Source organism: Rhizobium ecuadorense, assembly GCF_001187535.1.
In the GTDB taxonomy this organism is placed as follows: Bacteria; Pseudomonadota; Alphaproteobacteria; order Rhizobiales; family Rhizobiaceae; genus Rhizobium; species Rhizobium ecuadorense.
Map to the genome: position 1 here is coordinate 67,135 of NZ_LFIO01001164.1, position 24,653 is coordinate 91,787.

Here is a 24,653-nt window from a genome sequence, read left to right on the forward strand (position 1 = left end):
TGACTTGCCCGTGCCCATCCTATTTACAAACGCCACCCTCGAACCTCGAAATTGGTCAGAAAATGCTCGACAAGACCTATGATTCTGCTGCCGTCGAACCCAAAATCGCCGCGAAATGGGATGAGGAGGACGCTTTCCGCGCCGGCGCGAACGCCAAGCCCGGAGCCGAGACCTTCACCATCGTCATCCCGCCGCCGAATGTCACCGGTTCGCTGCACATGGGCCATGCGCTGAACAACACGCTGCAGGATATCATGGTGCGCTTCGAGCGCATGCGCGGCAAGGACGTGCTCTGGCAGCCCGGCATGGACCATGCCGGCATCGCCACGCAGATGGTCGTCGAGCGCAAGCTGATGGAACAGCAACTGCCCGGCCGACGCGAAATGGGCCGCGAGGCCTTCATCGACAAGATCTGGGAATGGAAGGCTGAATCGGGCGGCCTGATCTTCAACCAGCTGAAGCGCCTGGGCGCGTCCTGCGACTGGTCGCGCGAACGCTTCACCATGGACGAGGGGTTGTCGAAGGCGGTTCTCGAGGTTTTCGTCACGCTCTACAAGGAGGGCTTGATCTACAAGGACAAGCGCCTCGTCAATTGGGACCCAAAACTCCTGACTGCGATCTCCGACATGGAAGTCGAGCAGCACGAGATGAAGGGCCATCTCTGGCATCTGCGTTATCCGCTCGAGCCGGGCGTCACCTATCAATATCCGATCGCCTTCGATGAAGAGGGCAAGCCAACCGAATTCGAGACGCGCGACTATATCGTCGTCGCGACGACGCGGCCGGAGACGATGCTCGGCGATACCGGTGTTGCCGTGAACCCCGAAGACGAGCGTTACAAACCGATCGTCGGCAAGCATGTCATTCTGCCGATCGTCGGCCGCAAGATTCCGATCGTCGCCGATTCCTATGCCGACCCGACGGCCGGAACCGGCGCAGTGAAGATCACGCCTGCACATGATTTCAACGACTTCGAGGTCGGCAAGCGCGCGAAGCTGCGGGCCATCAACGTCATGAACGTCGATGCCACGATTACCATCAAGGAGAACGAGGATTTCCTCGAAGGCCTCGATAATCCGGCCGCGCTGCATGGCGCCTGGGATCGTCTGGAAGGGCAGGACCGTTTCCATGCGCGCAAAATCATCGTCGAGATCTTCGAAGAGGCCGGCCTTCTCGACAAGATCGAGCCGCACAAGAATATGGTTCCGCACGGCGACCGCGGTGGCGTGCCGATCGAGCCGCGGCTGACCGAACAATGGTTTGTCGACAACAAGACATTGGGCCAGCCCGCGCTGGAATCCGTTCGCGAGGGAAAAACCAGGTTCATTCCCAGGAACTGGGAAAACACCTATTTCAACTGGCTGGAGAACATCGAGCCGTGGTGCATTTCCCGCCAGCTCTGGTGGGGGCATCAGATTCCCGCCTGGTACGGCCCGGACGGCCAGGTCTTCGTCGAAAAGACCGAGGAAGAGGCGCTGCAGGCGGCGATCCAGCATTACCTCTCGCATGAGGGGCCGATGAAGGCCTATGTCGAGGACCTGCTCGAAAACTTCAAGCCGGGCGAGATCCTGACGCGGGATGAGGACGTGCTCGACACATGGTTCTCCTCCGCGCTCTGGCCCTTCTCGACGCTCGGCTGGCCGGACGAGACCCCGGAGCTTGCACGTTATTACCCGACCAGTGTCCTGGTCACTGGTTTTGATATCATCCCGTTCTGGGTCGTTCGCATGATGCAGATGGGCCTTCATTTCATGAAGGACGAGAATGGCGATCCCGTCGAACCCTTCCATACGATCTACATTCACGCGCTGGTGCGCGACAAGAATGGGCAGAAGATGTCGAAGTCCAAGGGCAACGTCATCGATCCCCTGGAACTGATCGACGAATACGGCGCCGATGCGCTGCGTTTCACGCTGGCGATCATGGCGGCGCAGGGCCGTGACGTGAAGCTCGATCCGGCTCGCATCGCCGGCTACCGCAATTTCGGCACCAAGCTCTGGAACGCCACGCGTTTTGCCGAGATGAACGGTGCCAAGAGCGATCCGCATTTCGTGCCGGAGGCGGCTGAGCTCACCATCAACCGGTGGATCCTGACGGAGCTTGCCCGCACGGAACGTGACGTTACGGAAGCACTCGAAGCATTCCGCTTCAACGATGCCGCCGGCGCGCTCTACCGCTTCGTCTGGAACCAGGTCTGCGACTGGTATCTCGAGCTTTTGAAGCCGGTCTTCAACGGCGAGGACGAGGGCGCCAAGGCCGAGGCCCAGGCCTGCAGCGCCTATATCCTCGAAGAGATCTACAAGCTGCTGCATCCCTTCATGCCTTTCATGACCGAAGAGCTCTGGGCTCATACGGCGGGCGAGGGCAAAGAGCGCGACACGCTGGTCTGCCATGCCGAATGGCCGTCGCCCTCCTATGCCGATAACGGGGCTGCCGACGAGATCAACTGGCTGATCGACCTCGTCTCCGGCATCCGCTCGGTGCGCGCCGAAATGAACGTGCCGCCGTCGGCGACGGCTCCGCTCGTCGTCGTCAAGGCCAACAACCTGACGCGCGAAAGGCTGTTCCGCCACGACGCCGCCATCAAGCGGCTTGCGCGTGTCGAGGCGATATCGCTGGCCGACGATGCGCCGAAGGGGGCTGCCCAGATCGTCGTCGACGAGGCCACCATCTGCCTGCCGCTCGGCAACCTGATCGACCTTTCCGCCGAAAAGGCGCGGCTCGAGAAGGCGATCGGCAAAATGGAAGGCGAGATCTCGCGCATCGACGGCAAGCTCTCCAACGAGAAGTTCGTCGCCAATGCCAATCCCGACGTGGTCGAGGCCGAGCGCGAGCGCCTCGATGAACTGAAGGGGCAGATCGCCAGCTTGAAGACCGCCCTCTCCAGAGTGAGCGAAGCCGGATAAGCTTCATTACTCGTTTTGGTCAGTTATTTCAAAGACGCGCTCCCGCGATGGGCGCGTCTTTTGTCGTTTCGGGCGCGCTTGATTCGGTGCTCAAAACGGCTGATTTCAGGCGCTGAGCCTGTGGATTGTGGCTTCACGGGCGTCCTCCGGGCGAAAACTGTCACTGTTGTCGGATTGATACAGCTTCCGCAATGTGTGGAATGAAAACCCAAAACCCCATCCGAAAGCCGATAAGTCTGGAATAAAATTTTATTAACCAGATTTTTTGACGTGTCCGTCAATTTCTTTACGTAAGTTGGTCAGTGTAATGCCTGGGAGTGCCGCCGTGGGGCGCGTTGCCATGTCGAGCGAACACTTACTAGAGTGACGTCACATCAATTGCTGGAGTGGGGGAGACACAATGGCATCGCGTAGGTTTTCCAAGGGCGTAACGTCGCTCGTTCTTCTTTCGTCGCTTGCATCGCCGTCCTTCGCCGGCGGCCTGGAGCGCGGCGGCTACAATATCGATCAGCTGTTCGACACGTCGCCTTTCTCATTTCAGTCGGGCGTTACCTATGTCACGCCGCAGCGCAAGCTGAAGGATGTCCGTGATACGGATACGTCTACATCTCCCGGCGGCGGCAATCTGAACACCCGGCCAAACACCGCCGACGACAGCTCGAACTACACCATTCCTTACATTGGCTTTAAGGCCGGTTTCGGTGACGCCATCGACTGCCTTGTCGACTATTCCGAGCCCTTCGGCGGGCATACCGATCCGGGTTCGAACTGGGCTGGCGCCAATAATAACATCGAGACGGAGATCAAAACCCGCAACTATGGCGGTACCTGCTCCTATCGTTTTGATCTCGGCCCCGGGCAGCTTCGCATCATCGGCGGCACGTTCTATCAGGAGGTTGAAGGCTTTAAGGAACGGCTGGTTTCAACAGTTCCGCTTCTGGTCGGCACCGGCACCGGCGTTGGCCGCCTCGATCTGGACGATAGCGGCTGGGGCTGGCGCGCCGGCCTCGCCTACGAGATTCCGGAATATGCGATGCGGGCCAGCCTCGTCTATAACAGCCGCGTCAAGTACGATAACCTGACCGGTACGGTGGATCTGACGCAGGTGACCGCTCCATTTGCACCGCTCAACGGCGCTCCTTACGGAAGGGTCACGGATGTCTTCGGCTCCGCCGAAGCGCCGGATTCGCTGGAGCTGAAGCTGCAGAGCGGTATCGCTCCGGATTGGCTCGCCTTCGGATCGGTCAAGTGGACGAACTGGAGCGTCCTGCAGTCCGTGCCTTTCTGCCCGACGTCGACGAAGGGTGTGGTCGCCTGCCGATCCGGCGGCGCGACCGAACTGACCTCGCTCGACCTTCTTTATCGTGACGGCTGGACGATCTCCGGCGGTGTTGGCCACAAGTTCAACGAGCAATGGGCCGGCGCAGTCAGCCTGACATGGGACCGCGGCACCAGCCAGGGCTATGGCGCCCAGACCGACAGCTGGACGGTGGGTCTCGGTGCAGCCTACACCCCGACCGAACATATCGAATGGCGCGTCGCCGGTGCCGTGGGCGTGTTGACGAGCGGTTCGTCCGGCGTTGTGACCCAGGACGGAGTCACGTTTGGAGATGATGTCTCCTATTCCTTTGGCAATGATCTGGTCGCTGCACTGTCGACGAGCCTAAAGATTAAGTTTTAATTCCCCGATTTGAAGAATTGAAGAGCCCGGCACTGCCGGGCTCTTCTTTATCCGCGCCCGTTAATTATACTATTTTCTGATCCCGTTTTGTGACGATTCCGCAACACTTTTTTACGACGATTGGCGTAAGGTGGCAGCGGGGTGAATTTGTCCATTTCCCGCCACAAAGAGAGCGCAGCGATATTTGCGTACGAGGAGACGGGCAGGCTTACGGTGCGTGTAAATTGTAGCATGGGTCGATTTTTTTCCGGTAACACCAGATCGCGCGATACGATTGGCGGCAATCGTTTAATTGCGGTCGTTTCGCTTGCCGCACAAGGCTGTTCCGGCCGCCGATCCGGCTTCGCGGCGGCGCCGTCGGGCCGTTCGTTGTTGTCATTTTCGGCCCGCTCGAATGAGCAGCCCGGCCTTGCTGGAGATGTCGATACCGGTTTCGTCACATTTGCTGTTTACGATTATGGTGAAGGCGGGAAGGCGGATGCAGCACCTGCCGAAAGAGTGCCACGGAGATTGCAGTCGGGCCATGCCGGGAGCCGGGTGGTTCTGAATGATGCGCTGAGAATTCGGCCTTCGATAGAGGGCCAGTGGGCTGGATGCGACGCGGGCAAAGGAGCCATGGAGCTCGCCGCGGGATCGCTCGCCTCGACGAAATACATCCGCGGAATGCACGGCGCGAGCGCCGCTGATTCCTGCCTGTGATGAGCGAAAGAAATCGGTTGAAATGGTAACGTCCGAGTTCAAACTGTTCAAGATCATGCTGATGGGCATGTCGATGGTCGTAGCCCTGGCGCTGTCCTGCCCGGTCCGCGCATTCGACATCAAGGCGCCCGTCAGCAAGGAATCCGGGCCTTTCGATCTCTTCAAGTTCGGCTTCAAAGCCTATAAGAACGGACAAAAGGAAGAGGCGGTCGAAGCCTATAAATATGCTGCCGAAAAGGGCCATACGGGCTCGCGCTGGGCGCTTGCCAACATGTATGCCGATGGCGACGGCGTCACCCAGGATGATTTCGAAGCCTTCAAGATTTACAGCGAGATCGCCCAGCAGGGTGTCGAGCCCGGCTCGGAAGACACCGGCTTCTTCGTCAACGCGCTGCTCTCGCTCGCCAATTATTACAAGCACGGCATTTCGGGCAGTCCTGTCCGGATCGACCTCAGCCAGGCGCGCCAGCTTTATTTTCAGGTGGCGTCCACCTTTGGCGTCCCCGAGGCGCAGTTCCAGCTGGCGCAGATGATGCTGGCAGGTGAGGGCGGCAATGCCAGCCCGCAACAGGCGAAGAAATGGCTGAACCAGGCCCGCAAGAGCGGTCATCCCGGCGCCATGGCGGTCTTCGGCAATATTCTTTTCGACGAAGGCCAGTCGGCCCGCGGCCTGGCGCTGATGACGGCGGCACTCGACCGCTGCAAGCCCAAGGATTGCGGCTGGATGGAAGCGCTGCAGGAGCAGGCCTTCTCGGTTGCCAACGAGGCCGACCGCCGCACGGCGGTATCCCTCTCGCACAACATCGCCAGCGGCTCGGACGACTGAGGCAGGATAAACATAGAGCAATTCCGTGATTCTTCAAATTACGGAAATGCTCTATCTCTTTGTTTTCATGCAATTCTAGGCCGCAAAATCGAAGTAGGCGATCACAGGCACGTGGTCGGACGGCTTTTCCCAGGCCCGCACATGTTTTTCGATCGCAGCCGACGTCATCCGGTCGGCGGCCTCGGGCGACAGCAGCAGATGATCGATGCGAATGCCGTTGTTCTTCGGCCAGGCACCTGCCTGATAATCCCAGAAGGAATAGAACTGCGTCGCATCCGTCGTCGCGCGCACTGCATCCGTCAGCCCGAGATTTTCGAGCCGGCGGAACGCCTCCCGCGTCTGCGGCAGAAACAGCGCATCGCTTTCCCAGACCTTGGGATCGAAGCAGTCGTGCGGTTCCGGGATGACATTGTAATCGCCGGCGAGCACCAGCATCTCCTCATAGGCCAGCCGCTCGGCCGCGAATGTCCGCAGGCGCTCCATCCAGGCGAGCTTGTAGGGATATTTCTCGGTGTCGACAGGATTGCCGTTCGGCAGGTAGATGCAGCAGACGCGCAGGATGCGTGTGTCGGGCAGCGTGAACACGGCTTCGAGGAAACGCGACTGTTCGTCCAGCGGATCGCCGGGCAGGCCGCGGTTGACTTCGGAAGGCGAACTCTTCGAGAGGATCGCCACGCCGTTGAAGCCTTTCTGGCCGTGCGTTTCGACATGATAGCCGAGCGCCTCGATCTCCAGCCTAGGAAACCCTTCGTCGACCGTCTTGATCTCCTGCAGGCAGACGATATCCGGATCGGAATCCTTGAGCCATTGCGTGAGATTGTCGATGCGCGCCTTGACGCCGTTGATGTTCCAGGTCGCGATCTTCATCTCTCTGTCCTGTTGGCTTCGTGCGCTTCTTTTATCGTGGTTTTTCCTAGCAGGACAAGACGATAAACCGGCCGGAGGCACTTCTTCGGCCAGTTCAATAGGACAGTGCGATGCGTCTGGATGTTCAGATCGAGAAGCTGGTGCCGCAGCCGCAGCTTGCCACCGCGTTCGGGTTCTTGATCTGGAAGGATTGACCGAGCAGATTGTCGACGAAGTCGATTTCGGAGCCTGCCATGTAGACGAGCGACAGGCTGTCGATCAGCACCTTGGCATTGTTCTTCTCGACGACGACGTCATCGTCGCCGGCGCTGTCGGCAAGATCGAACTTGTAGGAAAAGCCGGAACAGCCGCCGCCTTCGACAGAGACGCGCAGCGCGCTCTTGCCGGCCTCGGCGCCGACGATCGCAGCGATACGCTTTGCGGCGGCATCTGAAAGGGTTACACTCGTATCCGTCATGTTTCCTCCTGCCGGGGTCAAGATCCGGAGAGAATGGGTTTTGGCACTTGAATGTTCAAATACCTGATATCAAACAAACTTATCATGATCTTCGGAAAAAGGCCATGATGCGCCGAGGTGGTTGAGAAAGCGCCTCTTTGCCGTTTCTTCGGGCTATAGGTATGAAGAGCGCAAAGCGGCGTCAATGGGCAGATGCGGCAACATGCAGGATGACGGTGAAGAATGACGATCGATACGCGTGCTTTAGGTTTCGGCAGCAGTGAGAGGGCGGTCTATGCGGCAGACCCCTGGACGAGCCGCGGACGGCTCTACCAGGAGGATGGAAGCCCGACGCGCTCCGATTTCCAGCGCGACCGCGACCGCATCGTCCATACCACCGCCTTCCGCCGGTTGAAGCACAAGACCCAGGTCTTCATCGCCCAGGACGGCGATCACTACCGCACCCGGCTGACGCATACGATCGAGGTGGCGCAGATCGCCCGCGCGCTCGCCCGTGCCCTGAAGCTCGACGAGGATCTGGCCGAGGGCGTGGCGCTGGTGCATGATTTCGGCCACACGCCGTTCGGTCACACCGGCGAGGACGCGCTGCACGAGGTGCTGCTGCCCTATGGAGGTTTCGACCACAATGCCCAATCGCTGCGCATCGTCACCAAGCTGGAGCGGCGGTATGCCGAATTCGACGGCATCAACCTGACCTGGGAAAGCCTCGAAGGCCTGGTCAAGCACAATGGCCCGCTGCTGACGCCGGAAGGTGTGGGCACGCGTGGCCCTGTTCCGCAGCCGATCCTCGATTATTGCGAGCTGCACGATCTCGAGCTGGCAACCTATGCCAGCCTGGAGGCCCAAGTCGCGGCGATCGCCGACGACATCGCCTATAACACCCACGATATCGACGATGGCCTGCGCTCCGGTTACTTGACCTTCGATATGCTGGAGGAAATCCCGTTCCTGGCCGGGCTGATGGCCGAGGTGAGGGCGCGCTATCCGCATCTGGAGCCGAGCCGCTTCACCCATGAGATCATGCGGCGTCAGATCACCCGCATGGTCGAGGACGTGATCGCCGTTGCGCAGGAGCGCCTCTCCCTGCTGCGCCCCGAGAGTGCTGCCGACATCCGCGCCGCCGACCGGGTTATCGCCACCTTCTCCGATCGCATGGCCGAAACCGACAGGCAGATCAAGGCGATGCTGTTCAAGCGCATCTACCGCAATCCCGATATCATGCGCATTCGCGCCGGTGCCGCCCGGATCGTCACCGATCTCTTTGCCGCCTACATGGCCAATCCCAAGGAGATGCAGAGCCATTACTGGGTCGATCATATCGCCGGTCTCGCCGATGCGCCGAAGGCCCGCCATGTCGGCGACTATCTCGCCGGCATGACCGACACCTATGCGATCAGCGCCCACAGGCGATTGTTTGACCACACTCCGGATTTGCGATAGGCAGCGGTCGCCCCGCCAAGGGCCGATTTGCCTTTGGCACAGCCTATGCATGGAAGAGTGCGATGAACCTTTTTACCGACTTCGAAGCCAGGATCAAAACCGCCCTTGAACAGATCGATCTGGTCAGGGAAAAGCGATCCGAGCTCGATTTCGGCCGCATCGCTGTCGAGCCGCCGCGTGACGCGAGCCACGGCGACGTTGCGACCAATGCCGCGATGGTGCTGGCAAAACCGCTCGGAACCAACCCGCGCGCGCTGGCCGACATCATCATCGCCAAGCTCAGGGAGGATGCCGACGTCGCCGATGTCTCGGTCGCGGGTCCCGGTTTCATCAACATCCGTCTCTCTGTCGGCTACTGGCAGCGGCTGCTCGCCGCGATGATCGGCGCCGGCACCGATTACGGCCGCTCGAGGCTGGGTGAGGGGCGGAAGGTCAACGTCGAATATGTCTCGGCCAATCCGACCGGGCCGATGCATGTCGGCCATTGCCGCGGCGCCGTCGTCGGCGACGCGCTCGCCAACCTGCTCGCCTTTGCCGGCTACGGCGTCGAGAAGGAATATTACATCAACGATGCCGGCTCGCAGATCGACGTGCTCGCCCGTTCCGTCTTCCTGCGCTATCGCGAGGCGCTCGGCGAAAAGATCGGCGAAATTCCCTCGGGTCTCTATCCGGGCGACTATCTCGTGCCTGTGGGACAGTCGCTTGCCGCCGATTACGGCGTGCGGCTGCACAACATGCCGGAAGATCAATGGATGCCGATCGTCAAGGACCGCACCATCGATGCGATGATGGTGATGATCCGCGAAGACCTGGCGGCGCTGAACGTCCATCACGATATCTTCTTCTCCGAGCGCACCCTGCATGCCAATGGCGCGGCTGCGATCCGCACGGCGATCAACGACCTGACCTTCAAGGGCTACGTCTACAAGGGCACGCTGCCGCCGCCGAAGGGCCAACTGCCCGAAGATTGGGAGGATCGCGAACAGACGCTGTTCCGCTCGACCGAAGTGGGCGATGATATGGACCGGCCGCTGATCAAGTCCGACGGTTCCTATACCTATTTCGCCGCCGACCTCGCCTACTTCAAGAACAAGTTCGATCGCGGTTTCGATGAGATGATCTATGTGCTCGGCGCCGACCATGGCGGCTACGTCAAGCGCCTTGAAGCGGTGGCACGCGGCGTTTCGGACGGTAAGGCGAAGCTAACGGTGCTGCTCTGCCAGCTCGTCAAGCTCTATCGCAACGGCGAGCCGGTGAAGATGTCGAAACGCTCGGGCGATTTCGTCACGCTTCGGGATGTCGTCGAGGAAGTCGGCCGTGATTCGGTCCGTTTCATGATGCTTTACCGCAAGAATTCCGAGCCGCTCGACTTCGATTTCGCCAAAGTGACGGAACAGTCGAAAGATAATCCGGTTTTTTACGTGCAATATGCGCATGCCCGCTGCATGTCGGTCTTCCGGCAGGCGAGGGAGGCTTTCGGCGACCTCGATGTTTCCCCTGCCGAACTGGCGCAAACCATTGCAGGCATTGGAGATCCGGCCGAATTGCAGCTCGTCGCCAAGCTCGCCGAATTCCCGCGGATCGTCGAAGCGGCAGCCCAGTCGCAGGAGCCGCATCGGGTCGCTTTTTACCTCTACGACCTCGCAAGTTCTTTCCACGCGCACTGGAACAAAGGTAAAGATCAGCCGGAATTACGATTTGTTAATGATAAAAACCGAGAATCAACTATTGCCAGACTTGGGCTGGTGTACGCCGTCGCGTCGGTTTTGAAGTCGGGACTTGCCATTACAGGCACTGCCGCACCGGACGAAATGCGATAACGTCACCATTTCCCCACAATGCGCTGGCATTTCAGAGTTGGCGTTTGCGAGTGGGATAGGCATGGCTGATAAACAACTTGCGTATGATACGCGCGGAAAAGACGAACTGTTTGCCGACGACGATCCGTTGGCCGAACTTGCCCGTATCGTCGGCTTCGAGCCGCGTGTTGCAGCAAATACGATGACCGAAGCGCGGCGCGAGCCCGCTCTCGATCTTGAAGACGAGCTTGGGCGCGAGTTCGACCGCTACGATTCGCCCCGTCCGCTCGCAGAACTCGACCGGCCCGCCGAGCCGATCTCCGATGACGACACGCCTGAAGATTACATCGAGCCCGTTCTTGATGCGTCTCCCGCCGTTGAGAGGGCTGAGGTTCCTGAGCCGGCTTCCGTTGCCTCTGTTGAGGCTGAGGAAGAAGCTCTGCCTGCCACAGTCAGTTGGGACGCGCCCGCCGACGACCAGGCGGCTTGGCCGCAGCAGCTTTCGGTCGAGCCCGCTTCCGGGGCGCCGGTGCAATCGGCCCTTGGCGGTGCGCGCGACCTGATCGAAGAGCTCGAGCTGTCGATCGGCGCCGCCCCGGTTTCATCGGTGCCGCAGCCTGCCAAGGCGCCGCAGTGGTCGGCCGCCAGCATCAGGCTGCCGCTTGCCAATTTCCATGCCGCCAAACGCGAGGAAGCTGTGGTTGCGCCTGCGGTCGAAGCGCCTGTGGCCGAAGCGGCCGCAGAGCCGGTGGCTGAGGCGCAGCCCGCTACCGAGCCGCAGCCCGCTACCGAGCCGTCCGCCCCGGTCGTCGAGCAGTTGACTCCCGTCGTCACTGTCGAGCCGTCCGAGGAGTTCGAATCCGCATCTCCGTCGCTTGGTTTCCCCGCCGAGCTCGATCGCCATGACGAGGTGATCGCGTCGGAAGAGGTTGCCGAGGCCGAGGACTTCGTCGAAATCGAAGACGAGCTTGAAGATTTCGGGTCCGACGCCGGTTTCGATCTCCTTGCCGCCGCCGTCGAAGGCGAGATCCAGGCTGATGCGGCGCTGACCGAGGTCGTGCCCGAAGTTCCGCATACTGCCGGCACTTTCGATCTTGACGATCTGCTCGCCGACGTCTCGCGCTATCCGGTGCCGCAACGCCCCAATTCGTCGCCCGTTTCGCCGCAGGCCGAACCGATCGAAGCAGCGCCCATTGCTGTCGCCCCCGTTGCCGCCGCGCCTATGGCCGCCGCATTTGTCGAGCCGCGGGTGATCGCGCCTGCACCGGTTGCCGCGGCCCCCGCTCCGGTCGAGCCGGCGCAGCTCTACGCCGCCGAGGCCGCAAGGCCGGCCGCGCCGCAGCCTGCCGAGGTCATTGCGCCCCAGCCCGCCGCAATGGCGTATTCGCGGGCGCCACAGCCCGTGCCTGAGGCCGACGATCCCTTCGCCGGCCATGATTTCGAGCTGGATCTTGCCGGCATCGAGCTGGAACTTTCCGATCTCGATTTCTCCGAACAGCCTGAGCTGACGATGGCCGAGCCCGCGCCGCAGCCGGAGCCGCCGGTCCGTGCCCCCCAGCAGGCCGCTGCCGTCTCTTCTCGGTCCGCCTCGGAGGTTGCGCCCGCGGAATTTGCGTCTGAGCCGCAAACCCCGGCTTTCCAGCAGGCGGCTTCCACTGCTGCGCGGCCTGCTCCGGTCATCGTTCAGCCCCAGGCTCCCACTGCGGCCCCGGCTCCGGCCTTCAACTGGGCGCCTGTCGCCGAATCGACCGAGGATCTGCCGTTTGATCCGGCGATGATCTCCGATCCGGAGGATCGTCCTGAGACGGTCGAGGACATGCACGTGCCGGCGTTGCCGCCGGTCGAGCAGCCCGCGCCGGTCGCGAAAACCCAGGATTTCGATTTCGATCTCGACGCCGAGATCGCAAGCTTCTTCGAGCCGGCCAAGCCGCGCGAAACGCCGGCCCCGGTTCGCGATACGGCTGCCGCTGCGGCAAAGCCGGTCAAACCAACCATCGCCGATGGCCTCGACGATTTCGAACGGGCGCTGGAGGAGGATTTCCGCCGCAGCGTGCGCGAGCCGGTCGAGCGCCGCGAGACCTCCGAGGTCCGGATCGAATCGGCAAGCCAGGCGGCCGATTTCAGCCGTGCCCGATCGATGCGCCGGCTGCTGGCCGGAGCCGTCGTGCTCGTGGTCTTCGCCGGTGTCGGTTATGGTGTCTATTCCTCCGTCTGGAACGGCGAGGGGCTCGGCATTGTCGCATCCGGCGAGCCGCGCGTGATCACTGCCGACAAGGAACCGATCAAGGTCGTTCCGGAAAATCCCGGCGGCAAGACCGTGCCGAACCAGGACAAGGCCGTCTACGATCGTGTTGCCGGTTCTGCCGAGGAGCCGAAGCAGAAGGCGCTGGTGTCTTCCGACGAGGCGCCGGTCGATGTCGTCCAGCGCACACTGACCCCGGAAGCGCTGCCTGAGGACGACGAGAACGCCAACCCAGGTGATCAGGTCACGCCGACCGCGGTCGGCGAGACGGAGGATCCGCGTCTGCTGCCGAACCAGGACAATGTGGACAACGCTGCCGCAGGCGGTGCCGACAAGACGCCGTCGGTTTCGCCGCGCAAGGTTCGCACGATGATCGTCAAGCCTGACGGCACGCTGGTCGCCCGCGAGGAACCGGCCCCTGTCGACCAGCCGGCTGCCCCGACGACACCGTCCGTCCCGGCGACGCAGTCTGCACAGGCCGCTCAGCCGATGCCGGCATTGACCGCCCCGTCGGCGCAATCGGCTTCCTCAGTGCCGCCGGTCGCCGGAACGGCCGCAAGCTTCCCTGCAAATGCCGAGGTTGCCTCCGCCGATGCCCGCTCCGCGGCGCCTGTGGAAACCGCGCCGGCAAAGCCGCCGGTTGCAGCCGGCACCGATGCGCAGGCTGCAAATCCGGCCCCGGTCGATGCGCCGGTGCGCCCGGTCAAGACCACGGCGATCGGCGATACCGCTCCTGTTCCGACCGCCCGTCCGGTCGACCAGCCGGTCAACGTCGTCGGTACCGTGACCGAGAAGGGCAATGTCCGCCCGGCCGCCCAGCAGCCGAAGACGACGGAAGTTGCGGCCGCAACACCTGCCGCTGCCAAGCCGCAGCAGCAGGCTGCGTCTGCCGGCGGCTACGGCATCCAGATCGCCTCGCTGCCCTCGGAAGACGAGGCGAACAAATCCTATGCCAGCCTGTCGAAGAAATTCGCCGGCGTGCTGGGTGGTCGCGCTCATGAGATCCGCAGGGCCGATGTCGCCGGCAAGGGCACGTTCTATCGCGTCCGCATTCCGGCCGGTTCCAAGGACGAGGCCGCAGCGCTTTGCGAACAATATCGCGCGGCGGGCGGAAGCTGCCTGATCTCCAGGTAACATCGCATCTTTGATTTGAAGAGCGGCGGGCCGGTTGGTCCGCCGCTCTTTTTTGTGCATCGCGCCCGACCTTGCTCGCATTTGGCGGGCCGCGGTCTATGATTCTCACATGACCGAATCAAAAGCGATGATCCTAGGCTGCAGCGGCCTTGCCCTCACATCCGAAGAGAAGGCCTTCTACCGGGGCGAACGGCCCTGGGGCTTCATCCTCTTCGGGCGCAACATCTCCGAAGCAGGGCAGATCGCCGATCTCGTCGCCGAACTGCGCGACAGCGTCGGCTGGCATGCGCCGGTGCTGATCGACCAGGAGGGCGGCCGTGTGCAGCGAATCCGTCCGCCGGTTCTCGCACGTTATCCCTCCGGCCAGGCGCTCGGCGATCTCTATCGCCGCGACCCGGCGCTTGGGCTGCGCGCCGCCTGGGTGATGTCGCGGCTGCATGCCTTCGATCTTTCCCGCCTCGGCATCGATGTCGATTGCCTGCCGGTGCTCGACGTGCCGGTCGAGGGCAGCAGCAACGTCATCGGCGACCGCGCCTATGGCGGCGATCCGCAGACCGTCATCGCCATGGGCCGGGCGGCTGCCGAAGGGCTGAAGGCCGGCGGCCTGTTGCCTGTCATCAAGCATATGCCCGGCCACGGCCGCGGCTTTGCCGATTCCCATCTGGAACTGCCGGTCGTCACCGTCTCGCGCGATGAGCTTGAGGTCCATGATTTCCCGCCCTTTATCGCGATGAAGGACGAGCTGATGGCGATGACCTGCCACGTCGTCTTCACCGCCATCGACCCGGACAATCCGGCGACGACCTCGCGCAAGGTGACCGACGGCATTATCCGCGAGCATATCGGCTTTGACGGTCTGCTGCTTTCCGACGACAGCTCGATGAATGCTCTTTCGGGCACGATCGGTGAACGTGCGGCGAATATCATTGCAGGCGGATGCGATATCGTGCTGCATTGCAATGGCCATATGGACGAGATGCTGGACGTCGTGGCAAATGTTCCGCCGCTCGGCGGCGCATCACTTGCCCGCGCAAAAGCGGTGGAAGCAGGTTTTGCCGCACCGGATGCCGCCGATGAGGCGGAATTGAGAGCGGAATTCGAGGCGATGTTTGCGATCGTGTGATCGCAGGGGAGCAGGGTGGTGAGCACGGTCAAGGGCACGGAGCGTCCACAGGCGGCAACGCCGATGGATAAGCTGTGGCAGGATAACGGCGCCGAGCGCGCCAGCCACGAGCCGGCGCTGGTGATCGATGTCGCCGGCTTCGAAGGTCCGCTCGACCTGTTGCTCTATCTCGCCCGCAATCAGAAGGTCGACCTGTCGCGCATTTCGGTGCTTGCGCTTGCCGAGCAGTATCTGCAGTTCGTCGAGAGCGCCCGGCGTATCCGCATCGAGCTTGCCGCCGATTATCTCGTCATGGCTGCCTGGCTTGCCTATCTCAAGTCGCGGCTGCTGATACCCCAGCAGATCAAGGATGACGGTCCTTCGGGCGAGGAGATGGCGGCAACGCTCGCCTTCCGGCTGAAACGCCTCGAAGCCATGCGCCAGGCTGCGGAGGGCCTCGTCAACCGCAACCGCCTTGGCCGCGATATCTTCGTGCGCGGCGCGCCCGAGCATATTCCCGACCGGCAGCAATCCGCCTATGCGGCAAGCCTCTACGATCTCTTGACCGCCTATGCGGCGCTGCGCCAGCGCAATGCCGTTACCCAGGTGACGATCGAGAGACGCAATGTCTGGTCGCTGACCGATGCGCGCGAATTGCTGACGCAGATGATCGGCGAGGTCGGCGACTGGACGGCGATGGAGCATTATCTGCTGCGTTATCTCGCAACGCCCGAGGAACGCGTCACGGCGATCGCCAGCGCTTTTGCCGCCTCGCTGGAGCTGGTGCGCGAGGGCAAGCTGGAAATCCGTCAGGACGGCGCCTTTCAGCCGATATACATGCGCCGCGGGCCCAAACACGCCACGCTGCAGGTGGTGGAGCAGGAGCAGCCGGTTTGATCGATCCGCAGAGCGAAGAGGATTTCGAGGACGATTTCGAAAGCAGGAGCCGCGACCTGCAGGCGGAGATCGAGGCGGAACGCATCGCCGAAGCGCTGGTCTTTGCCTCCTCGCAACCGGTCTCCGAAGGCTTTCTCGCCGAGCGCCTGCCGGAGGGAACCGATGTGCGCGCCATCATGCTGCGCCTGAAGGCACACTATGCGCCGCGGGGCGTCAACCTCGTGCAGATCGAGGGCGCCTGGGCCTTCCGCACCGCCGCCGATCTCTCCTTCGTCATCCGCCGCGACGACAACGAGGTGAAGAAGCTGTCGCGCGCCGCATTGGAAGTGCTGGCGATCATCGCTTATCACCAGCCGGTGACGCGTGCCGAGATCGAGGATATCCGCGGCGTCCAGACCTCGCGCGGCACGCTCGACGTGCTGATGGAAGCCGGCTGGGTGCGGTTTCGCGGCCGCCGGCGAACCCCGGGCCGGCCGGTGACATTAGGCACCACGCGCGATTTTCTCGACCATTTCGGCCTGGAAGAGTTGCGCGATCTGCCCGGTCTCGAAGAATTGAAGGGCGCGGGCTTGCTCTCGGGCCGCATTCCGGCGAATTTCAACATTCCCTCGCCATTGATGAACGACGAGCTGAGCGAGGACGAAGATCCCATTACCCAGATGGATCTCGAAGAGCTTGGGTTGCTCGCCCCGCGTTCTACCTCCGATGATTGAAGGACTTCGTCTTGCTTTTTCCATGCATGACGAAAACAATGGCGCTCACCATTTTTCGACCGGTCAATGGCTTGTCACAAAGGGCGATACCGTGACATTAAGCGCAGTTCAAAGGGCTTGATGTTGGAAACGATGTGGGAAATTCTTACATCAGGGAACATCACAACAGGGAGTAAGGGTAATGGGTTCTTTTGGCATCTACCACTGGCTGATCGTTCTGGCCGTCGTGCTATTGTTGTTCGGTCGCGGCAAGATCCCGGAACTGATGGGCGATGTCGCCAAGGGCATCAAGAGCTTCAAGAAGGGCATGACGGACGAAGACGCGCCGGACACGGCAAAGACCGTCGATCACAAGGCCGACGAAACGAAGTAACCAAGTGCGGGAAAGAGCGCAGCCCCCGCGCTTCCCGTCCAGGAGCCTTGCATGTTCGATATTGGCTGGACCGAGCTTTTGGTCATCGCGGTCGTCCTGATCGTGGTCGTCGGTCCCAAGGATTTGCCGCCGATGCTGCGCGCTTTCGGCAAGATGACGCAGCGCGCCCGCAAAGTGGCGGGTGAATTCCGTGCGCAGTTCGACGAAGCGTTGCGCGAGGCCGAGCTTGACGATGTTCGCCAGACGCTCAGCGACGCCCAGAAGCTCAACCCGGTCAACAGCCTGCGCGAGGCGATGAACCCGCTTCGCCAGATGGGCAACGAGATCAAGGCCGACCTGCAGAAGGCGAGCGCGGCGCCTGACAACAAGACCGAAGTGCCGCCGGCTGCGGTTTCTGCCCCGACGCCGTCAATGAGTCTGCCGGAAACGCCGCCGCTGGTGCCGACGCCGGAACCCATTGCCGCAGCGGTCCCAACGGCCGATACGGTTGCCGCCAAGCCGAAAGCGGTACGCAAGCCGCGCGCCAAGGCGGCAGATAAGGCTGCCTTTGCCATTGCCGCGCCCGTGGAAAACGTGGCCGTAGAAAAGCCGAAGCGCACGACGGCTGCCAGAAAGCCCGCAGCGCTGAAGGCGCCGGTGCAGACGAAGAAGAAGAAGGACGAGGCATGAGCGGTGATATCGAAGATAAGCCGCAGCCGTTGATCGAGCACCTGATGGAGCTGCGCACGCGGCTGATCTGGTCGATCGGCGCGTTTTTCGTCGCCTTCATCGCATGCTTCTTTTTTGCCAAGCATCTCTTCAACTATCTGGTCATTCCCTACAAGACGGCCGTGGAGTGGGCGCATCTCGACGTCGAGAAGGCCCAACTGATTTACACCGCGCCGCAGGAATTCTTCTTCACGCAGGTCAAGGTGGCGATGTTCGGCGGCCTCGTGGTCGCGTTTCCGATCATTGCCGCGCAGGTCTACAAGTTCGTCGCCCCCGGCCTCTACAAGAACGAGCGTCAGGCCTTCCTGCCGTTCCTGATCGCTTCGCCGGTCCTGTTCCTGATGGGCGCGGCGCTCGTCTATTTCTTCTTCACGCCGATGGTCATGTGGTTCTTCCTGTCGATGCAGCAGGCGCCGGGTCATGACGAGGTGGCGATCTCGCTGATGCCGAAGGTCTCGGAATATCTGAGCCTGATCATGACGCTGGTCTTCTCCTTCGGCCTCGTCTTCCAGCTGCCCGTCATCACCACGCTGCTGGCCCGTGTCGGCCTGCTGACGTCGCAATGGCTGGCCGAAAAGCGCAAGTTCGCCATTGTCCTTGCCTTCATCGTCGCCGCCGTGCTGACGCCGCCGGATCCGATGTCCCAGATCGGCCTTGCGATACCGACGATCCTTCTCTACGAGATTTCCATCCATGCGGCGCGACTCGTAGAGCGCCAGCGTGCCCGGCAGGCGGTCGAAAAGGACACCGAATCCGCGGACGTTGCCAAGACGGACAGCGTCTGAGCGGCAATCCGGAAATCCTTTTACGAACGCCGTCTCATCCGGTCGAAGCCCGGTCAGGCTTTGGCCGGGTCACTTCTGTTGCAACGACCTGGAACGACGATGCTCGATATCAAATGGATCCGTGAGAATCCCGAAGCGCTCGATGCCGCCCTCGCCAAGCGCGGTGCGGAGCCCCTGGCGCAAAGTCTCGTTGCCCTCGATGAAAAGCGCCGCTCCGCCGTGCAGAAGGCGCAGGACCTGCTGTCCCGTCGCAACCTCGCCTCCAAGGAGATCGGCGCGGCGCTGTCCCAGAAGAACGGCGAGCTCGCCGAGAAGCTGAAGGCCGAGGTCGCCGAGCTGAAAGCGCTGCTGCCGACGGTCGAGGAAGAGGACCGTCAACTGACGGCCGAACTCAACGACGCGCTCTCGCGCATCCCGAACATCCCTTTCGAAGACGTCCCGGTCGGCAAAGACGAGCATGACAATGTCGTCACCCGCACCGTCGGCGAAAAGCCGCGCTGGAACCACACGCCGAAGGAACACTTCGAAATCGGCGAGACACTCGGCTATATGGATTTCGAGCGCGCCGCCAAGCTCTCCGGCTCGCGTTTCACGGTTCTGACCGGCCCGCTCGCCAGGCTCGAGCGCGCGCTCGGCCAGTTCATGATCGATCTGCACACCCGCGAGCACGGCTATACCGAGGTCAGCTCGCCGCTGATGGTGCGCGCTGAAGCGTTGTTCGGCACCGGCAACCTGCCGAAATTCGAAGAGGATCTCTTCAAGACGACGGATGGCCGCTATCTCATTCCGACGGCGGAGGTGACGCTGACCAATCTGGTGCGTGAGGAAATCCTCGACCAGGAAAAGCTGCCGCTCCGCTTCACCGCATTGACGCCGTCCTTCCGCTCGGAAGCGGGCTCGGCCGGCCGGGACACCCGCGGCATGCTGCGCCAGCACCAGTTCTGGAAATGCGAGCTTGTCTCGATCACCGATGCCGAGAGCGCCATTACCGAGCATGAAAGGATGACCGCCTGCGCCGAAGAAGTGCTGAAGCGGCTCGGCCTGCACTTCCGCACGTTGACGCTGTGCACCGGCGACATGGGCTTCGGCTCGCGCAAGACCTACGATCTCGAAGTCTGGCTGCCGGGACAGAACGCCTTCCGTGAAATCTCCTCCTGCTCGGTCTGCGGCGATTTCCAGGCCCGCCGGATGAACGCGCGTTACCGCGGCAAGGACGACAAGAGCAACAGGTTCGTCCACACGCTGAACGGCTCCGGCACCGCCGTCGGCCGCTGCCTGATCGCCGTGCTTGAAAATTATTTGAACGAGGACGGTTCCGTCACGATTCCGGACGTTTTGCTGCCTTATATGGGCGGGTTGACCAAGATCGAACGGGCGGCCTGAGGCGATGCGCATCCTGCTTACGAATGACGACGGCATCCATGCCGAAGGCTTGGCCGCGTTGGAGCGGATCGCCCGCACGCTGTCCGACGACGTCTGGATCGTGGCGCCGGAGACCGACCAGAGCGGTCTTGCCCATTCGCTGAGCCTGTCCGAGCCTTTGCGGCTGCGCAAGATTTCCGACAAGCATTTCGCCCTGCGCGGCACGCCGACCGATTGCGTCATCATGGGCATCCGGCAGGTGATGGACATCAAGCCCGATCTCGTCCTCTCCGGCGTCAATTCGGGCTCGAACGTCGCAGACGACGTGACCTATTCCGGCACGATCGCCGGCGCCATCGAAGGCACGATGCAGGGTGTGCGCTCCTTCGCGCTGAGCCAGGCCTATCTCTATGAGGACGGTGCGCGCATCGTGCCCTGGGAGGTCTGCGAGACGCATGCCCCGGCTCTTCTGGAGAAGCTGATGGTTCTGGACCTGCCGGAGGGCACGTTCCTCAATCTCAACTTCCCGAACTGCCGTCCCGGTGATGTCGACGGCGCCGAGGTGACCATGCAGGGCAAGCTCGCCTTCAACCTGCAGGTCGATGCCCGCTCCGATGGCCGGGGCTTTCCCTATTACTGGCTGAAGTTCGGCGAACGCGCCGGCGCCTTCATCGAAGGCACCGATATTCACGCCTTGAAGCATAACAAGATTTCGGTAACGCCTTTGAAACTGGATCTGACCGATTATTCCGTAACGGACCGCGTGGCGCGGGCCCTGGGATACGGAGCACAGGTTTGACGGCAAGACTGGCCGAGAAGGAGGGCTTTGCGGCGCTCGTCCTCAGATTGCGTGCCGAAGGGATCTCCGACCTCGATCTGCTGACGGCGGTCGAGCAGACGCAGCGCTCGCTCTTCGTGCCGCCGCAATTTTCCGATGACGCCTATTCGAGCCGGACGATCCCAATCGAATGCGGCTCCTTCCTCGAAGGCATCGATTTTGTCGTCCGTATCCTGCATCACCTGAAGCTCAAACCCGGCCAGCGCGTCCTGGAAATCGGCACCGGTAGTGGCTTTACCGCCGCCGTCATGGGGCGCATGGCCGAGCGTGTCCTGTCCATCGACCGCTACAAGACGCTGACATCGGCGGCGCAGCGGCGCATGGAATCGCTTGGCCTGCGCAATGTCATCATCCGCCACGCCGATGGCAGCGCCGGCATGCAGGGGGAGGGCACCTTCGACCGCATCCTGGTGACGGCGGCCTTCAATGCGATGCCGCGCTTTTATACCGACCAGCTGGTTTCCGGCGGTTCGATGATCGCTCCGCTGATGATCTCCGAGAGCGAATGCCGCATGGTGCGGCTGACAAAAACCGGCAGCCGTTTCGAACGCGAGGAACTGTTCGAAGCCCCTTATCTGCCGATCGTTCCGCGCCTGGCCTCGCTGCTGTAGGCGCTGTGATTTTTTACCCGTAAGCTATGGTTATCAACTTCTCAAAAATATCGCACTGATTCCAGCATCTTAACTGCGTGGTAATACTAACGCGTTTTAATAGACTCACAAATGGTTGCGTTCTCAGTGGGTCGAGTCAATGCGTTTCAGTCTTTCGCCGAAGTTCGGGAAGTCGGCCGGTAATCTTCTGGTTGTGAGCCTGCTGGCAAGTGCCGCAACGGGCTGCAGTTCCGATGTGACACGGTTTGGCGGCTTGTTTTCCTCCTCAGGGCAGGATCAGATCACCACAAGTTCCATTCCGCGCAGGGGCGGGGCTCAGGGTGATCCGGTGCCGCGCGCCGATCTCGGCGGCTCCGCCGTTGCCAGCCAGTCGGGCTATGGTGGCGGCAATGGCGCACTGAACCAGCCTTATCCGTCGAACCCGAGTTATGATCCGGTCCGCACGTCGAACGCCCGTATGGCCTCGGCGCCGGTTGCGGTGCAGCGTTCGGAACTTTCGGCTCCGACGGCGGTAGCGCCATCTCGGCAGCGGGAAAAGGAAGTCGCGCTCGCCCAGCCTTTCCCTTCCGCGCCCAAGGCGGAAAAAAACCGATTGGTGGCCCCGGCTGCGCCGAAGCTGACGCCGGATACGCTGACGACGGGCACAACGCCGAAGGTTTCCGGCTGGACCGGAACCAATGCTCCTTCGGTGACGCTGCGTCCGGGTGAAAGCATTGCTACTCTCTCCAGGCGCTTCGGTGTTCCGGAAAAGGAAATCCTGCGCGTCAACAATCTGAAGACAGCTTCCGCCGCCACGCCCGGTCAGGCGATCCTGATCCCGACCTTCAATGGCGGTAATGCCGCCAAGGCGGCGTCGCAGGCAGCTGACCTCTCCAAGCCCGGCAAGATGCCGGAACCGGTGAAGGCGCCCGAGCAGAACGTCGCCGTCGTTCCCGGCGCCAATTCCGCCCGCGACAAGACCATGGCGAGTGCCGATGCCACCGGCAAGCTTCCGGCCGGCGCCGGCAAGGATCCGAAAGCGCCTGCCGGCACCTATGTCGTCAAGCAAGGGGATTCGCTGGCAAAGATCGCCAAGGCGACCGGCACCAATATCGACGATCTCAAGGCCGCCAACAACCTGTCGGCCAGCTCGGTCCGGATCGGTCAGGCGCTGAAGATTCCGAACGGCGCTGCCGACACTATCAAGACAGCGTCGATCCAGCCCCAGAAGGTCGATCCGAAGCCGGCTCAGACGGCGCCCGTCCAGCAGACGGCCTCCGTTGAGCCCGCGCCCTACAAGGCGCCGGCCGCCACCCAGACGGTCGACGATGTCGAGAAGAAGTCCGACGTCAGCTCGGCCGCACCGGAATCGACCGGCATCGGCAAGTATCGCTGGCCGGTCCGCGGCCAGGTCATTGCTTCATACGGCGCCAACGTCAACGGCAACCGCAATGACGGCATCGACATCTCGGTGCCGCAGGGGACGCCGATCAAGGCTGCCGAAAACGGCGTCGTCATCTATGCCGGCAACGGCCTGAAGGAGCTCGGCAACACGGTTCTCGTCCGTCACGATGACGGCACCGTCACCGTCTACGGCAATGCCGATACGCTGAGCGTCGCCCGCGGCCAGAAGATCCAGCGTGGCCAGACCGTCGCCGTCTCCGGCATGAGCGGCGACGTCAAGCAGCCGCAGGTCCATTTCGAGGTGCGCAAGGACGCATCCCCGGTCAACCCGATGACTTTCCTGGAATAGGTACAGCGTCCCAGGAAGCGCAAAAGCCCGGCCACTCGCCGGGCTTTTGTTATTTCAGGCTCTATCGATATGGACCCGCATGCGTCCGGCCAGGTCCTGAATATACTGCCAGGCGACGCGGCCGGAGCGCGCGCCGCGCGTCGTGGCCCATTCGAGCGCCTCGGCATGCATCTTGGTGCGGTCGAGCCTGAGCTTGAAATGATCGGCATAGCCGTCGATCATGCCGAGATAATCTTCCTGGCTGCATTTATGGAAACCAAGCCAGAGGCCGAAGCGGTCGGAGAGCGAAACCTTCTCTTCGACGGCCTCCGACGGATTGATCGCCGTCGACTGCTCGTTTTCCATCATGTGGCGCGGCAGCAGATGGCGCCGGTTCGAGGTGGCGTAGAAAAGCACATTGTCCGGCCGCCCTTCGACGCCGCCGTCGAGTGCCGCCTTCAGCGACTTGTAGGCGGTGTCGTCGTGGTCGAAGGAGAGATCGTCGCAGAAGACGATAACGCGGTACGGCGTGTCCTTCAGGAGGTCGAGCAGGGTGGGGAGGCTGGCGATATCCTCGCGATGAACTTCGACGAGCTTCAGCGCGACGCCGCTCTCACGCCTGACATCCTCGTGCACGGCTTTGACGAGCGAGGATTTTCCCATGCCGCGCGCGCCCCAGAGCAGCACGTTGTTGGCGGCATAACCCTCGGCGAACCGCACCGTATTCTCATGCAGGATGTCGCGCACATGATCGACGCCGCGGATGAGTTTCAGCGCCACCCGGTTCGGCTTGTTCACCGGCTGCAGATGCTGGCGCGATGGCGCCCAGACGAAACAGTCGGCGGCATCCCAATCGTTGACGGCAGGCGGTGGCCCGGCAAGGCGCTCGACGGCATTTGCAAGCCGCTTCAGCTCGGCCAGCAGGGCAATGTTGATTTCCTCGGTCATCGCAAGCTCCTGATTTCTTGCCGCGGCAATCCGCTTTATCTTTCGGTGCGGGGTAGCATGGCGTTTTGACGGCGGAAAGGTTATGAGGCAGCGGAATCGGTACTGTTTCCGGCTGTTTCTGTTGCATTCATCGAAGCGGCAACTATAGTCCGGCAACCTGAAAAAACAGGCGGAGTTCCGCCGCCCAGCCTGAGGAGTTTAGCATGTTCATCACCCCGGCATTCGCCCAGAGTGCGACCGATACCGCAACCGGTTTCGGCGGCTCCGGTTTCGAAATGATCATCCTGTTCGTGCCGCTGATGGTCGTCTGGTACTTCCTGCTGATCCGTCCGCAGCGCGCACAGGCCAAGAAGCGTGAGGAAACTCTGAAGGCGATTCGCCGCGGCGATCAGGTCGTCACCGGTGGCGGTCTCGTCGGCAAGGTCACCAAGGTCATCGACGATAAGGAAGTCGAAGTCGAGATCGCCGATGGCGTTCGTGTGCGCATCGTCCGCAGCGGTATTTCGGATGTGCGCGTCAAGGGTGAGCCCGTCAAGGCCGACGCAGCATAACAA

The 24,653-nt window shown here is 61.9% G+C and carries 21 protein-coding genes; 18 read left to right on the plus strand and 3 right to left on the minus strand.

Annotation, left to right across the window (positions count from 1 at the left end; all coding sequences use genetic code 11):
- Positions 1 to 62: 62 nt before the first annotated feature.
- The 4 genes from AF337_RS25020 to exoR all read left to right on the plus strand — a co-directional run bounded on the left by AF337_RS25020 (position 63) and on the right by exoR (position 6,112).
- Positions 63 to 2,906 (plus strand): valine--tRNA ligase, encoded by a 2,844-nt coding sequence (locus AF337_RS25020; RefSeq protein ID WP_049734255.1) that lies wholly within the window; start codon positions 63 to 65, stop codon positions 2,904 to 2,906.
- Between the two features lie 400 nt (positions 2,907 to 3,306).
- Complete coding sequence (locus AF337_RS25025; RefSeq protein WP_049734256.1) at positions 3,307 to 4,587, plus strand: OmpP1/FadL family transporter; 1,281 nt, start codon at positions 3,307 to 3,309, stop codon at positions 4,585 to 4,587.
- A gap of 231 nt (positions 4,588 to 4,818) precedes the next feature.
- Positions 4,819 to 5,286 carry a hypothetical protein gene (locus AF337_RS25030; protein WP_082336859.1) on the plus strand — a complete coding sequence of 156 codons (468 nt, stop codon included), beginning with the start codon at positions 4,819 to 4,821 and terminating at the stop codon, positions 5,284 to 5,286.
- Positions 5,287 to 5,308: 22 nt separating this feature from the next.
- Entirely contained in the window at positions 5,309 to 6,112 is an 804-nt protein-coding gene (exoR, locus tag AF337_RS25035; RefSeq protein WP_049734258.1) for an exopolysaccharide production regulator ExoR, read from the plus strand.
- 75 nt (positions 6,113 to 6,187) lie between these two features.
- Here the strand turns inward: exoR and xth are convergent, their stop codons facing one another.
- Positions 6,188 to 6,979: an exodeoxyribonuclease III gene (gene xth / locus AF337_RS25040; protein WP_049734259.1), complete on the minus strand. Its 792-nt coding sequence runs from the start codon at positions 6,977 to 6,979 to the stop codon at positions 6,188 to 6,190.
- Between the two features lie 124 nt (positions 6,980 to 7,103).
- Complete coding sequence (erpA, locus tag AF337_RS25045; RefSeq protein ID WP_049734260.1) at positions 7,104 to 7,436, minus strand: iron-sulfur cluster insertion protein ErpA; 333 nt, start codon at positions 7,434 to 7,436, stop codon at positions 7,104 to 7,106.
- 222 nt (positions 7,437 to 7,658) lie between these two features.
- On the opposite strand from erpA, the gene AF337_RS25050 reads away from it, so the two are divergent.
- From AF337_RS25050 to AF337_RS25110, 13 genes are all read left to right on the plus strand, one after another.
- Positions 7,659 to 8,876, plus strand: coding sequence for a deoxyguanosinetriphosphate triphosphohydrolase (locus AF337_RS25050; protein WP_049734261.1), 1,218 nt, complete (start codon positions 7,659 to 7,661; stop codon positions 8,874 to 8,876).
- 62 nt (positions 8,877 to 8,938) lie between these two features.
- Positions 8,939 to 10,696, plus strand: coding sequence for an arginine--tRNA ligase (argS, locus tag AF337_RS25055; protein WP_049734262.1), 1,758 nt, complete (start codon positions 8,939 to 8,941; stop codon positions 10,694 to 10,696).
- Positions 10,697 to 10,757: 61 nt separating this feature from the next.
- Positions 10,758 to 14,051: an SPOR domain-containing protein gene (locus tag AF337_RS25060; protein WP_049734263.1), complete on the plus strand. Its 3,294-nt coding sequence runs from the start codon at positions 10,758 to 10,760 to the stop codon at positions 14,049 to 14,051.
- A 109-nt stretch (positions 14,052 to 14,160) separates the two neighbouring features.
- Positions 14,161 to 15,174 (plus strand): beta-N-acetylhexosaminidase, encoded by a 1,014-nt coding sequence (gene nagZ, locus AF337_RS25065; RefSeq protein WP_049734315.1) that lies wholly within the window; start codon positions 14,161 to 14,163, stop codon positions 15,172 to 15,174.
- Between the two features lie 18 nt (positions 15,175 to 15,192).
- On the plus strand, positions 15,193 to 16,050 hold the full coding sequence (locus tag AF337_RS25070; RefSeq protein ID WP_049734264.1) for a segregation and condensation protein A: 858 nt from the start codon (positions 15,193 to 15,195) through the stop codon (positions 16,048 to 16,050).
- Positions 16,047 to 16,763, plus strand: coding sequence for an SMC-Scp complex subunit ScpB (scpB, locus tag AF337_RS25075; protein ID WP_049734265.1), 717 nt, complete (start codon positions 16,047 to 16,049; stop codon positions 16,761 to 16,763). The genes AF337_RS25070 and scpB overlap by 4 nt, the downstream gene beginning before the upstream one ends.
- A 181-nt stretch (positions 16,764 to 16,944) precedes the next feature.
- Positions 16,945 to 17,136 carry a twin-arginine translocase TatA/TatE family subunit gene (locus AF337_RS25080; protein WP_018073376.1) on the plus strand — a complete coding sequence of 64 codons (192 nt, stop codon included), beginning with the start codon at positions 16,945 to 16,947 and terminating at the stop codon, positions 17,134 to 17,136.
- A gap of 51 nt (positions 17,137 to 17,187) precedes the next feature.
- On the plus strand, positions 17,188 to 17,805 hold the full coding sequence (tatB, locus tag AF337_RS25085) for a Sec-independent protein translocase protein TatB (protein ID WP_049734266.1): 618 nt from the start codon (positions 17,188 to 17,190) through the stop codon (positions 17,803 to 17,805).
- Positions 17,802 to 18,629, plus strand: coding sequence for a twin-arginine translocase subunit TatC (gene tatC / locus AF337_RS25090; protein WP_003573547.1), 828 nt, complete (start codon positions 17,802 to 17,804; stop codon positions 18,627 to 18,629). Before tatB ends, tatC begins: the two co-directional genes overlap by 4 nt.
- A gap of 99 nt (positions 18,630 to 18,728) precedes the next feature.
- Positions 18,729 to 20,012, plus strand: coding sequence for a serine--tRNA ligase (serS, locus tag AF337_RS25095; RefSeq protein ID WP_049734267.1), 1,284 nt, complete (start codon positions 18,729 to 18,731; stop codon positions 20,010 to 20,012).
- Between the two features lie 4 nt (positions 20,013 to 20,016).
- Positions 20,017 to 20,790, plus strand: a complete 774-nt coding sequence (gene surE / locus AF337_RS25100) for a 5'/3'-nucleotidase SurE (RefSeq protein WP_049734268.1) — start codon at positions 20,017 to 20,019, stop codon at positions 20,788 to 20,790.
- Entirely contained in the window at positions 20,787 to 21,440 is a 654-nt protein-coding gene (locus AF337_RS25105) for a protein-L-isoaspartate(D-aspartate) O-methyltransferase (RefSeq protein WP_049734269.1), read from the plus strand. The genes surE and AF337_RS25105 overlap by 4 nt, the downstream gene beginning before the upstream one ends.
- Before the next feature lie 139 nt (positions 21,441 to 21,579).
- On the plus strand, positions 21,580 to 23,172 hold the full coding sequence (locus AF337_RS25110; protein ID WP_049734270.1) for a peptidoglycan DD-metalloendopeptidase family protein: 1,593 nt from the start codon (positions 21,580 to 21,582) through the stop codon (positions 23,170 to 23,172).
- Between the two features lie 54 nt (positions 23,173 to 23,226).
- On the opposite strand, the gene AF337_RS25115 is transcribed toward AF337_RS25110, so the two are convergent.
- Positions 23,227 to 24,099: an ATP-binding protein gene (locus AF337_RS25115; RefSeq protein WP_049734271.1), complete on the minus strand. Its 873-nt coding sequence runs from the start codon at positions 24,097 to 24,099 to the stop codon at positions 23,227 to 23,229.
- Positions 24,100 to 24,302: 203 nt separating this feature from the next.
- On the opposite strand from AF337_RS25115, the gene yajC reads away from it, so the two are divergent.
- Positions 24,303 to 24,650: a preprotein translocase subunit YajC gene (gene yajC / locus AF337_RS25120; protein ID WP_003573534.1), complete on the plus strand. Its 348-nt coding sequence runs from the start codon at positions 24,303 to 24,305 to the stop codon at positions 24,648 to 24,650.
- The last annotated feature ends 3 nt before the right edge of the window (positions 24,651 to 24,653 follow it).